This window comes from Bilifractor sp. LCP19S3_H10, from assembly GCF_052119185.1.
Taxonomy (GTDB): Bacteria; Bacillota; Clostridia; order Lachnospirales; family Lachnospiraceae; genus Bilifractor.
The window spans coordinates 16,196-35,445 of the sequence record NZ_JBQKFT010000009.1; the positions used below are offsets into that span (position 1 = coordinate 16,196).

Annotated in this window: 26 protein-coding genes; all 26 read right to left on the reverse strand. The window is 47.6% G+C overall.

All coding sequences use genetic code 11. The features are described 5' to 3' along the window. Nucleotides 1-111: 111 nt before the first annotated feature. Nucleotides 112-1,032 (reverse strand): cell division protein FtsX, encoded by a 921-nt coding sequence (locus tag ACTQZS_RS08515; protein WP_441099020.1) that lies wholly within the window; start codon nt 1,030-1,032, stop codon nt 112-114. Beyond that, nucleotides 1,022-1,708, reverse strand: a complete 687-nt coding sequence (gene ftsE / locus ACTQZS_RS08520; RefSeq protein WP_441099021.1) for a cell division ATP-binding protein FtsE — start codon at nt 1,706-1,708, stop codon at nt 1,022-1,024. Before ftsE ends, ACTQZS_RS08515 begins: the two co-directional genes overlap by 11 nt. Before the next feature lie 37 nt (nt 1,709-1,745). Next, nucleotides 1,746-2,837, reverse strand: a complete 1,092-nt coding sequence (locus ACTQZS_RS08525; protein WP_441475446.1) for a PucR family transcriptional regulator — start codon at nt 2,835-2,837, stop codon at nt 1,746-1,748. 423 nt (nt 2,838-3,260) lie between these two features. Further along, nucleotides 3,261-5,387: a glutamine synthetase III family protein gene (locus tag ACTQZS_RS08530; RefSeq protein ID WP_441475447.1), complete on the reverse strand. Its 2,127-nt coding sequence runs from the start codon at nt 5,385-5,387 to the stop codon at nt 3,261-3,263. 218 nt (nt 5,388-5,605) lie between these two features. After that, nucleotides 5,606-6,469: a class II fructose-1,6-bisphosphate aldolase gene (fba, locus tag ACTQZS_RS08535; RefSeq protein ID WP_441099024.1), complete on the reverse strand. Its 864-nt coding sequence runs from the start codon at nt 6,467-6,469 to the stop codon at nt 5,606-5,608. Between the two features lie 202 nt (nt 6,470-6,671). Continuing rightward, the gene (locus ACTQZS_RS08540; RefSeq protein ID WP_441475448.1) at nt 6,672-7,610 is read right to left on the reverse strand and encodes a diacylglycerol/lipid kinase family protein; all 939 of its coding nucleotides are present in this window, start codon (nt 7,608-7,610) and stop codon (nt 6,672-6,674) included. A gap of 373 nt (nt 7,611-7,983) precedes the next feature. Continuing rightward, on the reverse strand, nt 7,984-8,520 hold the full coding sequence (rplQ, locus tag ACTQZS_RS08545; RefSeq protein ID WP_441099026.1) for a 50S ribosomal protein L17: 537 nt from the start codon (nt 8,518-8,520) through the stop codon (nt 7,984-7,986). A gap of 149 nt (nt 8,521-8,669) precedes the next feature. Continuing rightward, nucleotides 8,670-9,632, reverse strand: coding sequence for a DNA-directed RNA polymerase subunit alpha (locus ACTQZS_RS08550; RefSeq protein ID WP_441099027.1), 963 nt, complete (start codon nt 9,630-9,632; stop codon nt 8,670-8,672). Nucleotides 9,633-9,725: 93 nt separating this feature from the next. After that, a complete protein-coding gene (gene rpsD / locus ACTQZS_RS08555; RefSeq protein WP_441475449.1) occupies nt 9,726-10,319 on the reverse strand; it encodes a 30S ribosomal protein S4 in 594 nt (197 codons plus the stop codon). Nucleotides 10,320-10,343: 24 nt separating this feature from the next. After that, nucleotides 10,344-10,736, reverse strand: coding sequence for a 30S ribosomal protein S11 (gene rpsK / locus ACTQZS_RS08560; RefSeq protein ID WP_441099029.1), 393 nt, complete (start codon nt 10,734-10,736; stop codon nt 10,344-10,346). A gap of 82 nt (nt 10,737-10,818) precedes the next feature. Further along, nucleotides 10,819-11,190 (reverse strand): 30S ribosomal protein S13, encoded by a 372-nt coding sequence (rpsM, locus tag ACTQZS_RS08565; protein ID WP_441099030.1) that lies wholly within the window; start codon nt 11,188-11,190, stop codon nt 10,819-10,821. A 297-nt stretch (nt 11,191-11,487) separates the two neighbouring features. Further along, nucleotides 11,488-11,601: a 50S ribosomal protein L36 gene (gene rpmJ / locus ACTQZS_RS08570; protein WP_003022746.1), complete on the reverse strand. Its 114-nt coding sequence runs from the start codon at nt 11,599-11,601 to the stop codon at nt 11,488-11,490. 402 nt (nt 11,602-12,003) lie between these two features. Continuing rightward, the gene (gene infA / locus ACTQZS_RS08575) at nt 12,004-12,222 is read right to left on the reverse strand and encodes a translation initiation factor IF-1 (protein ID WP_441099031.1); all 219 of its coding nucleotides are present in this window, start codon (nt 12,220-12,222) and stop codon (nt 12,004-12,006) included. Then, on the reverse strand, nt 12,222-12,488 hold the full coding sequence (locus ACTQZS_RS08580; protein WP_441099032.1) for an RNA-binding protein: 267 nt from the start codon (nt 12,486-12,488) through the stop codon (nt 12,222-12,224). Before ACTQZS_RS08580 ends, infA begins: the two co-directional genes overlap by 1 nt. Nucleotides 12,489-12,498: 10 nt before the next feature. Next, nucleotides 12,499-13,260, reverse strand: coding sequence for a type I methionyl aminopeptidase (gene map / locus ACTQZS_RS08585; RefSeq protein ID WP_441475450.1), 762 nt, complete (start codon nt 13,258-13,260; stop codon nt 12,499-12,501). Between the two features lie 30 nt (nt 13,261-13,290). Then, nucleotides 13,291-13,932, reverse strand: a complete 642-nt coding sequence (locus ACTQZS_RS08590) for an adenylate kinase (RefSeq protein WP_441475451.1) — start codon at nt 13,930-13,932, stop codon at nt 13,291-13,293. A gap of 267 nt (nt 13,933-14,199) precedes the next feature. After that, complete coding sequence (gene secY, locus ACTQZS_RS08595; protein ID WP_441475452.1) at nt 14,200-15,510, reverse strand: preprotein translocase subunit SecY; 1,311 nt, start codon at nt 15,508-15,510, stop codon at nt 14,200-14,202. After that, nucleotides 15,510-15,950 (reverse strand): 50S ribosomal protein L15, encoded by a 441-nt coding sequence (gene rplO / locus ACTQZS_RS08600; RefSeq protein ID WP_441475453.1) that lies wholly within the window; start codon nt 15,948-15,950, stop codon nt 15,510-15,512. Before rplO ends, secY begins: the two co-directional genes overlap by 1 nt. Before the next feature lie 17 nt (nt 15,951-15,967). Beyond that, on the reverse strand, nt 15,968-16,150 hold the full coding sequence (gene rpmD / locus ACTQZS_RS08605; protein WP_441099037.1) for a 50S ribosomal protein L30: 183 nt from the start codon (nt 16,148-16,150) through the stop codon (nt 15,968-15,970). A gap of 14 nt (nt 16,151-16,164) precedes the next feature. Then, nucleotides 16,165-16,674, reverse strand: coding sequence for a 30S ribosomal protein S5 (gene rpsE / locus ACTQZS_RS08610; RefSeq protein WP_441099038.1), 510 nt, complete (start codon nt 16,672-16,674; stop codon nt 16,165-16,167). A 21-nt stretch (nt 16,675-16,695) separates the two neighbouring features. Continuing rightward, nucleotides 16,696-17,064, reverse strand: a complete 369-nt coding sequence (gene rplR, locus ACTQZS_RS08615; RefSeq protein WP_441475454.1) for a 50S ribosomal protein L18 — start codon at nt 17,062-17,064, stop codon at nt 16,696-16,698. 18 nt (nt 17,065-17,082) lie between these two features. Continuing rightward, a complete protein-coding gene (gene rplF, locus ACTQZS_RS08620; RefSeq protein ID WP_441099040.1) occupies nt 17,083-17,622 on the reverse strand; it encodes a 50S ribosomal protein L6 in 540 nt (179 codons plus the stop codon). 133 nt (nt 17,623-17,755) lie between these two features. Beyond that, the gene (gene rpsH, locus ACTQZS_RS08625) at nt 17,756-18,157 is read right to left on the reverse strand and encodes a 30S ribosomal protein S8 (RefSeq protein WP_441475455.1); all 402 of its coding nucleotides are present in this window, start codon (nt 18,155-18,157) and stop codon (nt 17,756-17,758) included. 19 nt (nt 18,158-18,176) lie between these two features. Then, entirely contained in the window at nt 18,177-18,362 is a 186-nt protein-coding gene (locus ACTQZS_RS08630; RefSeq protein ID WP_441099042.1) for a type Z 30S ribosomal protein S14, read from the reverse strand. Nucleotides 18,363-18,381: 19 nt separating this feature from the next. After that, a complete protein-coding gene (gene rplE / locus ACTQZS_RS08635) occupies nt 18,382-18,921 on the reverse strand; it encodes a 50S ribosomal protein L5 (protein ID WP_441099043.1) in 540 nt (179 codons plus the stop codon). 18 nt (nt 18,922-18,939) lie between these two features. After that, nucleotides 18,940-19,248 carry a 50S ribosomal protein L24 gene (gene rplX / locus ACTQZS_RS08640; protein WP_441099044.1) on the reverse strand — a complete coding sequence of 103 codons (309 nt, stop codon included), beginning with the start codon at nt 19,246-19,248 and terminating at the stop codon, nt 18,940-18,942. Between the last annotated feature and the right edge of the window lie 2 nt (nt 19,249-19,250).

Below are 19,250 nucleotides of genomic sequence, written 5' to 3' on the forward strand. Positions count from 1 at the left end.
GGAAAACCCCGTCTTTTTCCGTCCGGATTAATGAAAAATCAGATGGAAAAAGGCGGGGTGATATTGTGGCGGTCCGACTCTGCCTGAGATAGCGGCAGCGTCCGGGCATGATTATACTTTCAGATGCTTGTGGATCGCTGCCAGGGATCCGATCAGGGCGATTCCGACGCCCAGGATAATTCCGACCGGAAGGAGAATACGGTAAACGGAATTAACCGGAAGCAGTCCGTTCATAAAGCTGCTCAGTACGCTGAAACGTGAGAGTATGTAGCTCACCGCCTTATTGTATACAAAATATATAATCACAAGCGGAATGGCAGCGCCGATCAGCCCGATCAGGATACCTTCAAGAATAAACGGAAGCCGGACGAACGCGTTCGTCGCTCCGATCAGCTTCTGTATGGCGATCTCCTCTTTTCTGACATTGATACCGACGGTGACGGTATTGTTAATCAGGAATGCAGAGACAACGAGAAGCACAAGGATGATGATGATGGATATTGTAGCAATGAGACGGTTCATCGTTGACAAGGTCGTGGATGCCTGCTCACTCTGGTTGACCTGACGGACACCGTCCAGTCCCTTGATGTAGCTGACCAGCTTGTCCTGCTGCTCGATATTATTCGGGTAAACCTCGAAATGAGCGGAGTTCGCCAGAGGATTGTCGTTGTTATTTCTCCATCCCTCTGCAGCCTCCTCGTTGCCGCTGAAGTATCTGGCGGAAAAGCTTTCCCAGGCTTCATCCGCGGATACATAGCGCATTTCCTTGATCATATCCGTCTGGCTGCTGATCTCGGCGCCGATACGGTCAATTCCTGCCTGGTCCACATCCTCATTAAAGAAAACGGTGATGCCTACATTTGTCTCTACATTCCGGAGAATATAGGAGAAGTTCAATACGATCGAGAAAAATACGCCGAATATGAATATACATGCTGCCATTGTCGCAATGGAGGCCAGGGAGAACATTTTGTTTCTGACGATGTTCTTGGCACCCTGTCCGGCATTGTAAAAGATACTTCTAATCTTCAATATAACCACCTTCCTGTTCGTCGCTTACAATGACGCCTTTTCTCAATCGGATTACTCGTTTCTTCATTTTGTTAACGATTTCCCGGTTATGAGTAACTACTACAACGGTGGTTCCCCGCATATTGATTTCTTCAAGAAGCTCCATTATCTCAGCGGAATTCTTCGGATCAAGGTTACCGGTCGGTTCGTCCGCTAGTAGGATATCCGGACGATTGACAAGAGCCCGGGCAAGCGCAACTCTCTGCTGCTCTCCTCCGGAGAGCTCATTTGGATAGGAACGGTACTTGGTGGCAAGACCGACCAGAGTGAGAACCTCCGGCACACGCTTCTTGATGATGCGGTTCGGTTTCTCGATCACACGCTGGGCAAAAGCGACATTCTCATATACATTTCTGTCCTTGAGAAGACGGAAATCCTGGAATACAACGCCGATCCCTCGGCGATATTTCGCAATCCTGCTGCTTCTCATCCGGTTCAGATTGTGTCCGTTAATGGTAATCTTTCCGGATGTCGGACTGAGTTCCTTCAGCATCAGCTCGATCAGGGTTGTTTTTCCGGATCCGCTGTTGCCGACAATGAATACGAACTCTCCCTTTTCGATGTTCAGAGATATATGATCGATCGCAGGGTTCTGTCCTTTTTCATATATCTTTGTAACATTATCGAATGTTATCATTTATACTCCTCCTGCTGTGTGGCCGGAGAGCCGGACATTAGTAGTCCAGTGTCTCCATATACTTCATATACTTCACGACCATGAGCGCAATCTTGAATGTGATGGCATCCTCAAATACTCTCAGGTCAAGACCGGTGCTCTTCTGTAGCTTGTCCAGCCGGTATACAAGGGTGTTTCTGTGAATATAAAGCTGTCTGGATGTTTCTGACACATTCAGATTGTTCTCAAAGAACTTATTGATCGTGGTCAGGGTCTCCTCATCAAAATCATCCGGGGATTTATTTGCGAAGATCTCCCGAATAAACATCTTGCACAGAGGGATGGGAAGCTGATAGATCAGGCGGCCGATTCCAAGCTGATTATATGCGTAAACATCCTTTCCATCGGAGAAGATCTTTCCTACGTCCATGGCCATCTTGGCTTCCTTGTAGGATCTGGATACCTCCTTCAGTTCTTTGACGATAGTGCCAAACGCAATATGAACCTCTCCCTCCGGATCTCTTCCTACGGCGTCCAGAATGGAATTCGCGAACTTCTCTGCCTCCGGGTAGTCGTCATCCTCTTCCAGTTCCTTTACGATAATTATGCTCTTCTCATCAATGGCCGTGATGAAATCAGAATTCTTGCCATTTATGGTATTCCTGATATTTTCAAGATTTCCCGGATGATCCTTTTCCTGAGAAGCCTCCAGAATGTAGACCACTCTTCTGGCGTCAGGGGTGATATGCAGTTTTTTGGCGCGATTATAGATATCGACAAGGAGAAGATTGTCCAGAAGCAGATTCTTGATGAAGTTGTCCTTATCGAAGCGCTCTTTATATGCGGTCAGCAGACTTTGCAGCTGAAATACGGCCATTTTTCCGACCAGAAGGTTCTCGTCGCCGGATCCCTGGGCAAGCAGAATATATTCGAGCTGATGTTCATCGTACACCTTGAAAAACTGTACGCCGCGGATCGTCTGGGAATCTGCCTGTGACTGGGCAAAATCAAGCAGATCATCTTTTGCCGCGTCCGCCTGGGAGGATGTAGAGACCAAGAGCTTTCCGGCAGTATCATATACACCGAAATCCATCTTGGAGATGTTTTTGAGTCCCTCAATCGTGCTCTGCAGAATCTGGTTCGAAATCATTTTGCTACCCTCTTTCATTCTAAGCTGCCGGAAACCGCGCCTCTACTCATTTAATCTGATCAAAACGCAATTAAACAAGTACATTCTATAATAAATGACACAAAAATGGAAGCATATTTGTGCATTATTTTGGATTACGCGATTTTCAAGGTCCGACGGCCTAAAACCAACGTTCGAATTGTAACACTTTCGTAAATATATTGCAACCTTTACATGCAGAAGACAAAATATAGCGGGGTGGTGGTTCGTACAGATGGTCATGCGTGATTTCTCCGCCCCGCGAGAGGTATAAAGCCAGCTGCTGCCGCGCGGTTATGCGGCGGCAGCAGCTTTTATCCTGACTGTCATATGAAATTCAGACTCTTGCCTGTAGGAATTTATGAAACGCGGGCTTTTGACTCGGCGGTTTTATGAAAATCCGTCTTATACCTCGAAGAGAAGGTCTCCATAAGAGGGCATAGGCCAGAGAGATTTATCAACAATCTGCTCCAGTTCGTCGATCGGTCTGCGGAGAGCCTCCATCGCCGGAGTCACCTTGTCATGGCAGAACTTCGCCTGATCTCTTCCTCTTGCCATTGTATTCGCCTGTCCGTCCACTTCAGAAAGAGCCCGGAGCGCATTCATGCTCTCCCGAAGAAGAGTGCTGGTCTTCTGAAGCAGTTCGGTCTGCACAGAAACCTCATCGACACCGGCAGCACGCACTGCATTGATGGAATCCGCAAGGACGGTGGTATACCGTACGACAGCCGGAATCAGACGCTTGCTGGCGATGTTGATCATTGCCTTCGCCTCGATATTGATTGTCTTTGCGTAGTTCTCGTATTTGATTTCAGCACGGGACTCAAGTTCAGTCCTGGTGAAGACATGGAACTTTTCGTACATGCGGATCGTCTGCTCTGTGACGAGCTCCGGTATCGCGTCTACTTCGCAGGTGATATTGGGAAGACCTCTTCTGGCAGCTTCCTTCACCCACTCGTCAGAGTAGCCGTCGCCGTTGAAGATGATGCGCTCGTGCTCCGTAAAATTCTTCTTGATCAGATCGTGAACCGCCAGCTGGAACTGATCCGCTTTCTCCAGGATATCACAGGCGTCGGAAAAAGCCTCCGCTACGATCGTATTCAGTACGACATTCGGCTCTGCAATGGAATCCTGAGAACCAACCATGCGGAATTCAAATTTATTTCCGGTAAAGGCAAAGGGTGAGGTGCGGTTCCGGTCGGTCGCGTCTTTGTACAGGTCCGGCAGACTGGATACGCCTGTGGAGAGTCGTTCGCCTTTCAGACTTCGTTTTGCGTCTCCGGTGCTGATCAACTGCTCCACGACATCCTCGAGCTGTTCACCGAGGAAAATAGACAGAATAGCCGGCGGTGCTTCATTCGCGCCGAGTCTGTGGTCGTTTCCGGGATCTGCCGCGGATTCTCTGAGAAGACCTGCATGTTCGTCTACAGCCTTTACGATACAGGAAAGAATCAACAGAAACTGGATGTTTTCATGAGGGGTTTTGCCCGGATCCAGCAGGTTGATTCCGTCATCGGTGGTCAGAGACCAGTTGTCATGCTTTCCGGATCCGTTGACGCCCTCAAAAGGCTTCTCGTGCAGAAGACATTTCAGACCATGTTTTCTGGCAACCCGTTTGAGCGTCTGCATCACAAGGTGGTTGTCGTCCGTTGCTACGTTAGCCTCGGAATAAATGACAGCAAGCTCATGCTGTCCCGGTGCTACCTCATTATGTTCTGTTTTTGCTGTCACGCCCATTTTCCAGAGCTCAATATCGACGTCCTTCATGAAAGAAGCGATTCGGGGCTGAATGATTCCGAAATAATGATCATCCATCTCCTGCCCCTTCGCAGGCATGGTTCCGAACAGAGTGCGGCCGGTATAGATCAGATCTTTTCTCTGCAGGTATTTTTTCTCATCGACAATGAAATACTCCTGCTCTGCTCCGATGGAAGGAGTCACCTTTTTGGAGGTCGTATTGCCGAACAGTTTCAGAAGACGGAGAGATTCCCGGTTGATCACTTCCATGGATCGAAGCAGCGGCGTCTTCTGATCCAGAGCTTCTCCGGTATAGGAACAGAATGCTGTCGGAATGCAAAGAGTGGCTCCACCTGCATCCTGACGGATAAAGGCCGGAGAAGTGCAGTCCCACGCCGTATATCCCCTTGCCTCGAAGGTCGCGCGCAGTCCTCCGGAAGGGAAGGAGGAAGCATCCGGCTCTCCCTTAATCAGCTCCTTTCCGGAGAAGCTCATCAGGGTTTTCCCGGAAGGAAGCGGCGAAGTGATAAAAGAATCATGCTTTTCGGCAGTGAGTCCGTTCAGGGGCTGGAACCAGTGGGTGTAGTGTGTAGCGCCCTTCTCGATCGCCCACTCTTTCATTTCGTGTGCGATGACATCTGCGGTATCCAGATCCAGATCGCCACCCTCATTGATGATTTTCTTCAGTTTTGCGTAAACCTTTTTCGGCAGACGCTCCTGCATGGTTTCATCATTGAATACGAGTTCGCCGAAGATGTCGGCCGGGTTTACATAGGGATTATAATCGTCTGTCATGACTTCCTCCTGCTTGTCTGGAAATTGTTTCTGTCAGCTGCAGCCCGGGCAGTTACAGAAAATGATGACTGCAAAAAGACTGCCGCACTAATGCGGCTAGTGCGGCAGTCTTTGTATATACGCGAAATCTGAACCGCATCCCACCGCAAAGCGGCCGGGTGAGTCAGACATCGCGATAGAGAGATAAAAACCCGCACAGCGCGCTTTTATCCCATTTTTCATGCTTTGTCTACGGAACCGAAGAGTCTGATCTTCTCTTCTACCTTAGCGCAGATTGCCTCAGCGCCGGGTTTCAGGAGCTTTCTGGGATCGAATCCTTTACCCTGCTGATCCTTGCCGGCCTCAATGTATTTACGGGTCGCTTCCGCGAATACAATCTGGCATTCGGTATTTACATTGATCTTGGAAACGCCAAGAGAGATGGCCTTTGTGATCTGATCATCCGGAATACCTGTGCCTCCGTGAAGTACAAGCGGCATGTCACCGGTCTTTGCCTTGATCGCTGCCAGAGTGTCGAAGGAAAGTCCCGGCCAGTTTGCGGGATATACACCGTGGATGTTGCCGATGCCTGCAGCGAGGAAATCTACGCCGAGATCCGCAATTTTCTTGCACTCTTCTGGATCTGCACATTCGCCCATACCTACGACACCGTCTTCTTCTCCACCGATTGCTCCGACCTCAGCCTCAATGGAAAGGCCAAGCTTATGAGATACGGAGACCAGTTCCGTTGTCTTCGCGTAGTTCTCGTCAAACGGAAGGTGAGAGCCATCAAACATGATGGAAGTAAATCCGGCCTTGATGCAGGCGTAGCAGGCATCATAGTCGCCGTGATCCAGATGAAGCGCAACCGGAACCGTAATTCCGAGAGATTCATCCATTGCCTTAACCATAGCAGCAACTGTCTTATAGCCTGTCATGTACTTTCCGGCACCCATGGAGACACCGAGAATAACCGGGGAGTTCAGCTTCTGCGCTGTCTCAAGGATTGATTTCGTCCATTCCAGATTGTTGATATTGAACTGGCCTACTGCGTAGTGACCGGCCTGTGCTTTTTTAAGCATCTCAGCTGCGTTAACTAACATATCTTATCCTCCTTAGGATTACTGCGTACATTGTTACTGTGTACCGTTTTGATAGAAGAAGTAACACTGTCTGATTCTGACTCTGCGTGAGCTTGTATACAGACGGATACTGATCTTCTGACGCACCCATTATATACTAAATAGTTTGGCTATTGCAATAGCTTGTGAATTATATGTCAAAAAATGGCGACAGTTTTGCTGTTCAATGCTTCTCGGCCACATTGTTCTGGTCCGGATAGGTCTTGTTCCTGCGGTTCAGGAACAGATTAAGCTTCTTATAGCAGTTTTCAATATTGACATGGTTATGAGAGTCCCCATATTCGCCGTCCAAAGTCCAGGCAATCTCTTCAGATGAATCAATCACAATACGGTGTGCCTTCAGCTTGTCCACTAGGGGCGAGCTGTTCTCATTGATATTCAGAAGATTCTGGACGATCTCATTGACCTCGATGGGGTTTGTCGGTGTGCGCACAAGTGTCACCTCGAAGAGGCCGTCATTCATGTCGACCGATGTGCCGGTCAGATTCCGCATGCCGCCGACAACACGTGTGTTTGTGATCATTCCGTAGGTGTAGTTGCCCTCGATCCGGCGCCCATCTGCCTGAATGACCAGGTGATAGCTGGGGATCCGGAAGACCTCCTTACCTGCCTGCAGAAGATATGCGAGATGACCGAGATTGTTCTTCAATGTCTGATCGGTCTCATAGGAAACGTTTGTAAACATGCCGAATGCAGCGACATAAGTGAAAAACTTGTCGTTGAAAGCTCCGACGTCACACTGATACAGGTCGCCGAGAACAATATCGCGGGCGGCCTGGAGCATGTCACGCGGAATTGCCAGGCTGTTGGCAAAGTCATTTGTGCTGCCGGCCGGGATGTATCCCACGGGAAGTCCGGGTATTGTGTCCATTACACCGTCTACCACTTCGTCGAGGGTACCGTCTCCACCGCTGCAGACTACACAGTCACTCATAGCGGCGTAATTCCGCACAAATCGTGTGGCATCCCCCACCGCCTGCGTGGGGTGAGCAATCACATCATATCCGCCCTTCGTAAAAATATCGATGATGTCCGCGAGCCGGTCCTTGATCATTCCCTTGCCGGAATGCATATTGTAAACAAACAGGAGTTTCTTACCCATAAACAGTCCTTCAATAAAATATTCCTTGATAAATGATAACAGTAGGTTTTTAGTGACAGAACAATAGACAGCAGATCCATGAGAAGCGGAACGGAAACAGAAAGCTGACTGTAATGATCAGAATAAAACTGACAGCTGTATAGATCAGAATAATACTGACTGCTGTAATGATCAGAATTAAGCTGACATTTAAACAGATATCTGTAATTTTCAGGGAGAGATATTACTGTAAATTATAATAATAGCTATTTTACATCAAGAGGATTTCTGTTTCAATCAGTCATAAAAAGAGAAAAATTAAAAAACAATAAAAACGATAAAAAGACCGCATTCACAAGGAATGCGGTCAAAACAGCTGTTACGACGCAGCGTATTATACAAGCTCGATCAAAACTTCCATTGCTCCGTCGCCCTTGCGCTGACCGATCTTGATGATTCTGGTATAACCACCATTGCGGTCTGCATATTTCGGAGCGATTTCATCGAACATTTTTGCTGCCATGTCGACAGTCTTTGTATTGGCCTTTCTGCCCTTCGCCTCTGCCGGAACTTCAGTAATCGGATAGAATACCTTGTTCATCTGACGACGTGCATGAAGTCTGGAAGGAAGATCTTTCTTGAGTTCTTTCTGAACCTCAGTATAAACGGTAACCTTCTTTCCGTTCTCTACCTTCTTCACACGCTTGCCATCGGCGTCCTTCTGCGGAACTTTTGCGGTGACGGTAACGGTCTCAAAATTGTCCTTCTCACGAACCGCAAGAGCGATGAGGCTCTCCGCGATCTTGCGGATCTCACCGGCCTTGGTCTCAGTTGTGCGGATCTTTCCGTGATAAAGCAGGTTTGTAACCTGGTTTCTGAGAAGAGCTTTTCTCTGAGATGATGTTCTGCCAAGCTTTCTGTATTTAGCCATTTCTGTAATTCCTCCGTTATTTGTGGAACGGATGCTCACGCTGCTTTGGACTTACTGAACATCCGCTTTAATCTACAAATAGAACACGTTCACCCTGCACTTCCGGTCTTACGGGTTAACTGTATATCTGTAAAATAATAAATTGATTCTTACTGTTCTTCACTCGGGGCAAGGGACAGTCCGAGCTCATTCAGCTTCGCGAGAACCTCTTCAAGGGATTTACGTCCAAGATTCCGGACCTTCATCATATCCTCTGAGGTCTTGCTGCAGAGCTCCTCTACGGTATTGATACCGGCACGCTTCAGACAGTTATAGGAACGAACGGAAAGCTCAAGCTCGTCGATGTTCATCTCAAGAACTTTCTCTTTCTCGTTGCTCTCTTTTTCAATCATGACTTCTGCCGTCTTTGCATTCTCAGAGAGGTCGATGAAAAGCTTCAGGTGCTCACTGAGAACCTTTGCGGCAAGACTGACAGCCTCATCCGGACCGAGTGTTCCATCCGTGTAAACATCCAGTGTCAGCTTGTCATAATCGGTCACCTGCCCGACACGGGTATTTTCAACCGTCATGTTGACACGCTCAACCGGTGTGTAAATCGCGTCAACCGCAATTACTCCGATCGGCATATCATCGGTCTTGCCCTTGTCAGCGCCTACATATCCGCGGCCGTTTGTGATTGTGAGCTCCATGTAGAGCTTGCAGTCAGCACCGCCATTGAGATGCGCAATCACCTGATCCGGGTTCATGATCTCAATATCCTGGTCAACCTGAATATCAGAAGCGCGTACGACGCCTTCGCCTTCATACTCGATGTATGCGACCTTCGGCTCGTCGGAACTGCTGTTATTCTTGATGGAAAGGCTCTTAAGGTTCATGATGATTTCAGTTACATCCTCTTTTACGCCCGGAATGGAACTAAACTCATGCAGTACACCTTCGATCTTTACCTGGCTGACAGCAGCTCCCGGCAGGGACGAAAGCATGATTCTGCGAAGAGAGTTTCCAAGGGTCGTGCCGTATCCGCGCTCCAGAGGTTCAACGACAAATCTGCCGAATTTCTTATCTTCTGAAATCTCGCTAATTTCAATTTTGGGTTTGTTAAAATCAAACACCTTCAAGTCCCTCCTTCTTATACACGGTCGTCCGATTTCCTGCAAATAACTCTTTATTCATCAAGTGCATGTGTGATCAGTGAATTTCAGAGATTACTTGGAGTACAGCTCGACGATCTGCATCTCGTTAACCGGAACATCGATCAGATCACGTGCCGGAACCTGAGCAACTGTGCCCTGCAGAGCCTCTGCATTTACAGTCAGCCAGGACGGAACAACGCGTCCGGATGTTGCGTCAGCGATATCTTTCATCCGCTGGGTGGATTTCTTGCTTTCCTTGATTTCGATAACGTCTCCCGGCTTTACCTCATAAGAAGGGATATTTACAACCTTGCCGTTAACGGTTACGAACTTGTGATCTACCATCTGTCTTGCTTCTTTTCTTGTTCTTGCGAATGCAAGACGGAAAAGAACGTTGTCAAGACGAAGCTCAAGCAGAGCCATCAGGTTCTCACCTGTCTGACCCTTCATGCGGTCAGCCTTTGCATAGTAGTTACGGAAAGGCTTCTCAAGCACTCCGTAAATGAATTTTGCTTTCTGCTTTTCACGCAGCTGTGCGCCGTACTCGGAAATCTTGCGGCGGTTATTTCTCAGCTGACGATTGGATTTCTTATCAATTCCAAGATATGTCGGATCAAGTCCAAGGGATCTGCATCTCTTCAGGACCGGTGTTCTATCTACTGCCATTTATATATGACCTCCTGTTGTCAATCAGACTCTTCTACGTTTCGGCGGACGGCATCCGTTGTGCGGTACCGGGGTAACATCACAGATACTTGTAACTTCAAGTCCTGCTGCAGCCAGTGCGCGGATTGCCGCCTCACGGCCTGAACCAGGTCCCTTTACGAATACGTCAACACTCTTTAATCCATGAATAAGAGCTGCCTTTGTGGCAGTCTCTGCAGCCATCTGTGCCGCATATGGAGTAGATTTCCTTGAACCTTTAAAGCCAAGCCCGCCGGCACTTGCCCAAGACAGCGCGTTACCTGCAGTATCGGTCAGAGTAACGATTGTGTTGTTGAAAGATGCCTGAATATGAGCCTGTCCACGTTCAACGTTTTTCTTAACGCGACGCTTTGTCGCTTTCTTTACTGCTTTTGGCATAATAAAAACTAACCTACCTTTTCCAAATTAATCGCTTTATCTTCTGATTGTCAAAATGTTCTATCGGAACTGTCAGCAACAATTATTTCTTCTTGTTGGCAACTGTTCTTCTCGGGCCCTTGCGTGTTCTTGCATTGGTCTTTGTCTTCTGTCCGCGAACAGGAAGTCCCTGTCTGTGACGTTTTCCACGATAGCAGCCGATCTCCTGAAGACGCTTGATGTCCATTGCCGTCTGACGTCTCAGATCACCCTCAACAGTAACCTGAAGCTCTTCGATTGCGGCAGCAAGGTTCTTTACTTCTTCGTCTGTCAGATCTCTTACACGTGTATCCGGATTAACTCCAGCCTGCGCAAGGATACGATTGGAAGTTGTTCTTCCAATTCCATAGATATAGGTAAGACCTATCTCTACACGTTTGTCTCTTGGTAAATCTACACCAGCTATACGAGCCATGTGCGTTTCCTCCTTTGATTCTGACCAGTCATGATTTGCTGAAATTCAGCTGGTCTGGTTAATACCATCTTAAATGGGATGTCGGTATGATACATCCAGCTGCCCAGACGTCGGCAGCCTTTCCTTTCCCGGTCACGACGGCGCCGGTAAGGTTTTAAGCGATATTATAAGGGATCAATCCCGGAGCAAATACCCTGTTCCGGTGATGTCCGCCGGAGGTATCCTGACGCAGCCAGTCAGGTCTCACTTTATAATATCAGTTCCGCATAAGCAGAAGGTCAGATTGATTAAAGGGAATCAACCCTGTCTCTGTTTATGCTTTGGATTCTCACAAATGATACGAATACTGCCTTTTCTCTTGATAACCTTGCATTTCTCGCAGATCGGTTTTACAGAAGATCTTACCTTCATGAGTATCCTCCTTTCCTTTGATGAAAGCATAATTGATATTGCCTGTACCTTAGCGGCCGCCCTACGGTGGGTTAGTCCTTATAACGGCACAAAAAGATACGTATAGCATTGTATCATTGAGGCTAGATTTATGCAAGAGAAAATTACTGAAATTTAAAGGATTTTTTCGTGTGAAATGCCGATAGACAGGAAGCGGCAGTATCATCTTGAAATGCAAGAGAAGATAATAATGAAAGCAATGTAATAATGTGAAGAAGAAGGAACTGCCAAGATCAGGAAGCTGCAAAATTAGGGAACTGCACTAATTAAGGTAATATCAGATATTGTTTATAGACGAAAAACGGGGCTTTCTGCCGTGACGTCCGCCTGGACTGCTCCGTCAGAAAGGCCCCGCAGGGACGATTATTTATCTCTCCAGATAATTCTGCCCTTGTCAAGATCATAAGGGGAAAGTTCCAGTGTCACCTTGTCACCGGGAAGGATACGGATAAAATTCATCCGCAGCTTGCCGCTGATATGAGCAAGTACTACATGCTTGTTCTCAAGTTCAACACGGAACATCGCGTTCGGAAGTTTTTCGAGCACGACGCCTTCTACTTCAATTACATCTGCTTTTGACATTAAAGTTCCTCCTTGCATTTAAGTGCATCTCTGATATCGGTGTCGGTCAGGGTCTGCTGTCTCAGGATCATGGACTCCAGAGACGTCGCGGTTTGAAAACATGGCTGGATGTGTATCCGTTTCTTCTTTTTCGGATGAGCCAGATTCCTGCACGCTCCGTCCGTCAGCCAGATGTCGCCGCCTGATACTTTTGCTACGATGTACAGCTTTCCCTTGTCGTGTCCTGCAAGGCTTCTGGCATACATTCCTTCCTTCAGCTGTCTCATAAATTACCCCTTACTCATTTGATGAGAGAGTCAGAATCTCAGGCTCCCCCTCTGTAATGAGGATAGTATTCTCGTAGTGAGCCGCAAGTGATCTGTCTTTTGTTACAACGGTCCAGCCGTCGTCGAGCCATTCAACCTCATAAGACCCGGTGGAAATCATCGGCTCGATCGCGAGAGTCATGCCCGGCTGAAGACGAATTCCACGTGTCTTCTGGGCAAAGTTCGGAATCTGAGGATCTTCATGCATCTCTTTGCCGATGCCGTGTCCGCAGAGATCCCTGATGACTCCGTATCCTTTGCTCTCCGCATAAGCTCCGATGGCAGTACAGATATCATTCAGGTGAAGACCTGCTCTGGCATAACGAATGCCCTCGAAAAAAGACTGTCGTGTGACATCTATCAGATCCCTGGCCTCACTGCTGATTTCTCCGACCGCGTATGTTCTGGCTGCATCCGAATGGTATCCGTCATAGATCAGACCGGCATCCAGACTGATAATATCTCCCTCCCTGAGGATTCGTTCTCTGCTTGGTATCCCGTGAACAACCTCTTCGTTGATTGAGGTGCAGACGGATGCCGGATAGCCGGAATAATTCAGAAAGTTCGGAACTCCTCCCAGATCCCGGATCAGTTTCTCACCTGCCTCGTTGATCTCCCAGGTAGAAACGCCCGGCCGGATCATCTCCCTCAGCCCTGCGAAGACGTCCTGCAAAAGACGGTTTGACTTGCGCATTGCCTTAATTTCAATTGAATTCTTGATGGTTACTGACATAATCTGCCCCAACTGCTTTATTATACAGAATCAGCCCAGTTTTGCAACGATATCGGCAAAAACTTTGTCAATATCCTGTGTGCCGTCTACAGAGAACAGGACGCCGGCTTTTGAATAGTAATCGATCAGGGGCTGTGTCTGTGCATGATAGACGTTCAGTCGTTTCTGAACCGTTTCCGGTTTGTCGTCGTCGCGAAGTACGAGTTCTGCTCCGCAGTTGTCACAGACCCCTTCTTTCTTCGGCGGATTGTAGACAAGATGATAGGTGGCTCCGCACTTCAGGCAGGCGCGTCTTCCCGACATACGGCTGACGATGTTCTCATCCGGCACGGTGACATCAATTGCATAATCGATTTTCTCTCCGCGGGCCTCCAGAGCCTTGGTGAGAGCTTCTGCCTGAGGAATTGTCCTCGGGAAACCATCCAGAACGTATCCATTGGAAGCATCCGGCTGTGAGATTCTGTCCACAACGAGATCGCAGGTGAGCTCATCTGGTACCAGAAGTCCCTGATCCATGTACTCCTTTGCTTTTCTGCCCAGCTCTGTTCCCTCTTTAATGTTCGCACGGAAGATATCTCCCGTGGAAATATGCGGAATTCCATATTTTGCGGCGATTTTCTTGGCTTGTGTTCCCTTACCTGCGCCAGGTGCGCCCAACATGATGATTTTCATTACGTGTACCTCCCGGATATGATGGTATTATCTGAATTCTGTCTTTCTGCGCAGAAATCAGCGCAGACCGACCATTATTTTATTATTGTATACATTTTGCGAGAAGGCGTCAAGACAACGAGATAAAACACGCTGCGCGAGTTTTATCTCGCTATCGCGACGCTCGCCGCACACGAATACTTCGCATTCGGCTGCGGCTCACTGTTCGCGTAAGTAAAAGGAGCCGCAGATATCTGCAGCTCCTCCGAAAACTATTTTATGATTTCATTATTCTGAAAGGAATCCCTTGTAATTGCGAACAAGCATCATAGATTCCACCTGTGTCAGTGTCTCCAGAATGACGGATACGATAATGATCAGAGAAGTTCCGCCGAAAGATACATCTGCGTTGAACAGGCCATTAAATATGTAAGGAATCACACAAACGATAATCAGACCGACAGCGCCGATGAAGATTACATATTTAAGAACGGAATTCAGATAGTCTTCGGTAGCCTTTCCCGGCCGGATACCCGGGATGAAACCGCCCTGTTTCTTCATGTTGTCTGCAACTTCAATCGGATTGAAGGTAATTGAAGTATAGAAGTAGGCAAAGAAGATAACAAGCAGGACATAGAGCACGAGCCCCAGAGTAGAGAACCAGTCTGAAGTATCAAACCAGTTGCTTGAACTGAGCATCTTTATGATCTTGCCGCCCCATCCTGCAGGGGATTTTCCAGTAAAGGCAACGATGATTCCCGGGAAAGACATAATGGATGATGCAAAGATAATCGGAATTACACCACCGGTGTTTACTTTCAGGGGAATACTGGAAGACTGACCGCCAATAAGACGCCGACCGACCATTTTCTGAGAATACTGTACCGGTATTCTCCTTTCTGCCCCGTTCAGGATAAGCGTAAGAACGACAATTGCCAGGATAATAACCGCAATTACCACCCAGGCAACCGCTGCTTTCGCAATGGTCTTGCCCTTTACAAAGTTATCGTAAAGAGTGATCATATCCTGCGGAACGCGGGACAGGATGTTGATCAGAAGTACGATGGAGATACCATTTCCAACGCCTTTGTCATTGATCTGTTCACCGATCCACATCAGGAAACAGGAGCCTGCCGTAAGGCTGGCAACGACGACAATGACGTTTACGACATTAAGATCGAGGATCAGCTCATTGCCGAATCCGATACACATTGCGACAGATTCAAATAAGGAAAGAGCCACGGTAAGGTATCTGGTGATGCGGTCAAGCTTTTTCCTGCCCTCTTCGCCGTCCCTTGTCATCTCCTCCAGCGCGGGAAAAGCGATGGTCAGAAGCTGTACAATAATGGAAGCAGTGATATAAGGCGTAATACTTAACGCGAGGATGGAAAAGTTGGTAAATCCACCACCCGTGAATGCGTTCAGAAAGTTGAACGCATCCGTCGAGTTGCTGCTGAAATAGTTTGCAAAAAACTTGGTGTCCACACCGGGAACCGGAACCTGAGAAGCCAATCGTATGATGACAAGCATGAGAAACACATAAAAAAGTCTCCGCCGTATTTCCTTGATTCGGAATGCATCACGCAATGTCTTTAACATCAGATCACCTCAATTGTTCCACCGGCTGCTTCGATTTTTTCTTTTGCACTTGCGCTGGCTGCGGTAACCTTAACATTGAGCTTCTTTGTAAGCTCGCCGTTTCCAAGGATCTTAACACCATCGCGCGGATTGGAGACAATACCTCTCTCAACGAGTGAGGAGATTGTCACTTCTGAACCGTCTTCGAATCTGTTGAGAACATCTACATTAACGGCAACGATATCCTTGCTGTTTCTGCAGGTGAAGCCTCTCTTCGGGAGACGTCTGTATAAAGGCATCTGACCGCCTTCAAAACCCGGTCTCGGTGCTCCGGAACGAGCCTTCTGTCCCTTGTGTCCCTTACCGGCAGTTTTACCATTTCCTGAACCATGTCCACGGCCTCTGCGGAAGTTGTCGCTCTGTCTGGAGCCCTCAGCAGGGCTTAAATTTGATAAGTCCATTTGGTACCTCCTTCCAATTACTCTTCAACCTTGAGCAGATAGCCGACCTGACGAATGATGCCGCGAGTGGACTCGTTGTCAGGCAGCTCTACTGAGTGGTTTAATTTTCTGAGTCCGATTCCCTCTACGATCTTTCTGTGTTTCGGAACACAACCGATTGTAGAGCGAACCAGTGTAACTTTGATTTTCTTATCCGCCATCTTAACTGTCCTCCTTATGCCTGAATCTCATCAACAGATTTTCCGCGGAGTCTTGCAACTTCTTCAGGAGTCTTCAGAGCCTTCAGTCCCTCAAGCGTAGCAAGAACTACGTTCTGCTTGTTGTTGGAACCAAGACATTTGGTACGGATGTTCTGAATTCCGGCAAGCTCAACGACAGCACGGGCTGTGCCGCCTGCGATGATACCGGTACCTTCGGGAGCTCTCTTCAGAAGAACGGAAGCGCTTCCGTAATTTCCGATAAAGTCATGAGTGATACTGTTGTTCTCATCTCTTGCGACAGAGATCAGATGCTTTACAGCGTCCTCTCTTCCCTTGCGGATTGCCTCGGGAATCTCAACTGCTTTTCCAAGGCCTGCACCTACATGACCATTGCGATCGCCTACGATAACAAGTGCGGTAAAGCGGGAGTTACGACCACCTTTTACAGTCTTGGAGACTCTCTTGATGGATACTACATTATCTTCCAGCTCGAGCTGGCTGGGATCAATGATTACGTGTCTCATATTCTGTGTTCTTCTCCTTCCTTAGAATTTCAGTCCTGCTTCTCTTGCACCGTCAGCAAGGGCCTGTACTTTACCGTGATAAATATAACCGCCACGATCAAATACTACCTCGGTGATGCCGGCTTCGATTGCCTTCTTGCCGATCACTGTACCGAGATATTTTGCTGCAGCTACATCATTTGTCTTCTCAAGCTCGCTCTTGACATCCTTCTGAAGTGTAGAAGCGGATACAAGAGTTTTGCCCTGACTATCGTCAATGATCTGTGCATAAATGTTCTCATTGCTGCGGAAGACAGAAAGACGCGGTCTCTCGGAGGTTCCTGCGATGTGATTGCGCAATCTTCTATGTTTTTTCTGGCGAACCTGTGCTCTGGATACTTTACTAATCATAATCACACTCTCCTTTAATTATTTCTTACCGGTCTTGCCGACTTTACGTCTGATTACTTCATCCGCATATTTGATTCCCTTGCCCTTGTAAGGTTCAGGTGCTCTCTTGCCTCTGATCTCAGCAGCGTACTGTCCGACTTTCTCTTTGGAGATACCCTTAACGGTGATATTGTTGCCGTCAACAACAGTCTCAATACCATCCGGGTCTTCCATCTCTACCGGGTGAGAGTAACCCAGGTTCAGAACCAGTTTCTTACCCTGTTTTGCAGCACGATAACCAACACCGTTGATCTCAAGCTTCTTCTCAAATCCCTCGCTGACTCCGACTACCATGTTGTGGATCAGGGAACGGGTCAGTCCGTGAAGAGCCTTTGTTGATTTCTCATCGTTAGGTCTTGTTACTACAACTGCATCATCTTTTACTTCAATTGTCAGAATCGGTGCCATAGTTCTTACAAGCTCACCCTTAGCGCCCTTGACTGTAACTACATTGCCCTCTCCGACATTTACCGTTACCCCTGCAGGTACCGGCACTGGCATTCTACCAATACGTGACATTGCCAATTTCCTCCATTAACTTAGATTTTCGGGAAGCTCTGTGCGAGCCCCCTGTTTTCAGTTACATTTCGTAAAAGGTGTGTATAACCTGCTTACAAACATAATTCAATGCGGCAGAATGCCGCGTCCTGCATTACCATACGAATGCAAGAACCTCACCGCCGACCTTAAGCTTTCTGGCTTCCTTGTCGGTGATTACTCCCTGGTTGGTGGAAAGGATTGCAATACCCAGTCCGCCGAGAACCTTCGGAAGCTCATCCTTATTGACGTAAACACGAAGACCTGGTTTGGAGATTCTCTTCATACCAGTGATGATCTTCTCGTTTCTATCAGCACCGTATTTCAGTGTAATGTGGATGTTTTTGAACGCACCCTCGTCAACAAGATCATATTTCTCGATATATCCTTCGTTAACAAGAATATCAGCGATGGAAATCTTCATTTTAGATGCAGGAACATCAACAGTATCATGTTTTGCTGCGTTTGCATTACGAATTCTCGTAAGCATATCTGCAATCGGATCGCTTATTGACATTTTACATTTCCTCCTTTCTTTACCAGCTTGCTTTCTTTACGCCCGGGATCTCTCCCTTATATGCTAACTCACGGAAACAGATACGGCAGATACCGTATTTTCTTAATACAGAGTGCGGACGTCCGCAGATTCTGCAGCGTGTGTATGCTCTTGTGGAGAATTTCGGTTTCCGTGCCTGTTTGATTTTCATTGACTTTTTAGCCATGAATTCGATTCCTCCTCAATTACTTTGCGAATGGCATGCCAAACTGTGCCAGTAACTCACGTGCCTCTTCATCTGTCTTTGCGGTAGTAACAAAGATGATGTCCATTCCTCTTACCTTGTCGATCTTGTCATAATCGATTTCTGGGAAGATCAGCTGCTCTTTGATTCCCAGAGCGTAGTTTCCTCTGCCGTCAAAGGCATTCGGATTTACGCCGCGGAAGTCACGTACACGGGGAAGTGAGAGGTTGATCAGACGATCAGCAAACTCATACATACGCTCTCCGCGAAGAGTAACCTTGCATCCGATCGGCATTCCCTCACGGATCTTGAAGTTTGCAACGGATTTTTTCGCTTTTGTAACAACGGGTTTCTGGCCGGAAATCTTCTCCAGATCGGATACGGCAGAGTCAAGGAGCTTAGCGTTCTCCTTGGCTTCACCGACACCCATGTTGATGACGATTTTGGCGAGTTTCGGCACTTCCATGACGTTCTTGTAACCGAACTTCTTTGTCATGGCATCAACAATCGTATTACTGTATAACTCTTTATATCTGCTCATGTTTTATGCCTCCTCTCCTCAATCAATCACTTCGCCGGTCTTCTTGGCTACGCGTACTTTCTTGTCTCCGTCGAACTTATATCCGATACGTGTTGTCTTGCCGTCTTTCAGGTAAGCAACATTGGAAATGTCGATCGGAGCCTCTTTGTTGATGATGCCGCCCTGCTGGTTTGCAGCATTCGGTTTTACGCTCTTTGTGATCATGTTGATGCCTTCAACAAGCACGCGATGATTCTTTGCGTCAACAGAGAGAACTTTTCCTTCTTTGTCTTTATCTTTTCCGGCGATTACGCGGACGGTATCGCCTTTTCTAATCTTAACTGACATCG

What these genes read in the sequence shown, in the direction of transcription:
- map (WP_441475450.1), bottom strand. Translation starts at nt 13,260, where the DNA reads ATGTCAGTAACCATCAAGAATTCAATTGAAATTAAGGCAATGCGCAAG.
- ACTQZS_RS08540 (WP_441475448.1), bottom strand. Translation starts at nt 7,610, where the DNA reads ATGGGTAAGAAACTCCTGTTTGTTTACAATATGCATTCCGGCAAGGGA.
- rpmD (WP_441099037.1), bottom strand. Translation starts at nt 16,150, where the DNA reads ATGGCGGATAAGAAAATCAAAGTTACACTGGTTCGCTCTACAATCGGT.
- rpmJ (WP_003022746.1), bottom strand. Translation starts at nt 11,601, where the DNA reads ATGAAGGTAAGATCTTCTGTAAAACCGATCTGCGAGAAATGCAAGGTT.
- rpsM (WP_441099030.1), bottom strand. Translation starts at nt 11,190, where the DNA reads ATGGCTCGTATAGCTGGTGTAGATTTACCAAGAGACAAACGTGTAGAG.
- rpsD (WP_441475449.1), bottom strand. Translation starts at nt 10,319, where the DNA reads ATGGCAGTAGATAGAACACCGGTCCTGAAGAGATGCAGATCCCTTGGA.
- rplR (WP_441475454.1), bottom strand. Translation starts at nt 17,064, where the DNA reads ATGATTAGTAAAGTATCCAGAGCACAGGTTCGCCAGAAAAAACATAGA.
- rplX (WP_441099044.1), bottom strand. Translation starts at nt 19,248, where the DNA reads ATGTCAGTTAAGATTAGAAAAGGCGATACCGTCCGCGTAATCGCCGGA.
- rplQ (WP_441099026.1), bottom strand. Translation starts at nt 8,520, where the DNA reads ATGGCTAAATACAGAAAGCTTGGCAGAACATCATCTCAGAGAAAAGCT.
- infA (WP_441099031.1), bottom strand. Translation starts at nt 12,222, where the DNA reads ATGTCAAAAGCAGATGTAATTGAAGTAGAAGGCGTCGTGCTCGAAAAA.
- rplF (WP_441099040.1), bottom strand. Translation starts at nt 17,622, where the DNA reads ATGTCACGTATTGGTAGAATGCCAGTGCCGGTACCTGCAGGGGTAACG.
- rpsH (WP_441475455.1), bottom strand. Translation starts at nt 18,157, where the DNA reads ATGTCAATAAGCGATCCGATTGCAGATATGCTTACGAGAATTCGTAAT.
- rplE (WP_441099043.1), bottom strand. Translation starts at nt 18,921, where the DNA reads ATGAGCAGATATAAAGAGTTATACAGTAATACGATTGTTGATGCCATG.
- ftsE (WP_441099021.1), bottom strand. Translation starts at nt 1,708, where the DNA reads ATGATAACATTCGATAATGTTACAAAGATATATGAAAAAGGACAGAAC.
- ACTQZS_RS08630 (WP_441099042.1), bottom strand. Translation starts at nt 18,362, where the DNA reads ATGGCTAAAAAGTCAATGAAAATCAAACAGGCACGGAAACCGAAATTC.
- secY (WP_441475452.1), bottom strand. Translation starts at nt 15,510, where the DNA reads ATGTTAAAGACATTGCGTGATGCATTCCGAATCAAGGAAATACGGCGG.
- ACTQZS_RS08580 (WP_441099032.1), bottom strand. Translation starts at nt 12,488, where the DNA reads ATGAGACAGCTGAAGGAAGGAATGTATGCCAGAAGCCTTGCAGGACAC.
- ACTQZS_RS08590 (WP_441475451.1), bottom strand. Translation starts at nt 13,932, where the DNA reads ATGAAAATCATCATGTTGGGCGCACCTGGCGCAGGTAAGGGAACACAA.
- rplO (WP_441475453.1), bottom strand. Translation starts at nt 15,950, where the DNA reads ATGGACTTATCAAATTTAAGCCCTGCTGAGGGCTCCAGACAGAGCGAC.
- ACTQZS_RS08530 (WP_441475447.1), bottom strand. Translation starts at nt 5,387, where the DNA reads ATGACAGACGATTATAATCCCTATGTAAACCCGGCCGACATCTTCGGC.
- rpsE (WP_441099038.1), bottom strand. Translation starts at nt 16,674, where the DNA reads ATGAGACACGTAATCATTGATCCCAGCCAGCTCGAGCTGGAAGATAAT.
- rpsK (WP_441099029.1), bottom strand. Translation starts at nt 10,736, where the DNA reads ATGCCAAAAGCAGTAAAGAAAGCGACAAAGCGTCGCGTTAAGAAAAAC.
- fba (WP_441099024.1), bottom strand. Translation starts at nt 6,469, where the DNA reads ATGTTAGTTAACGCAGCTGAGATGCTTAAAAAAGCACAGGCCGGTCAC.
- ACTQZS_RS08525 (WP_441475446.1), bottom strand. Translation starts at nt 2,837, where the DNA reads ATGATTTCGAACCAGATTCTGCAGAGCACGATTGAGGGACTCAAAAAC.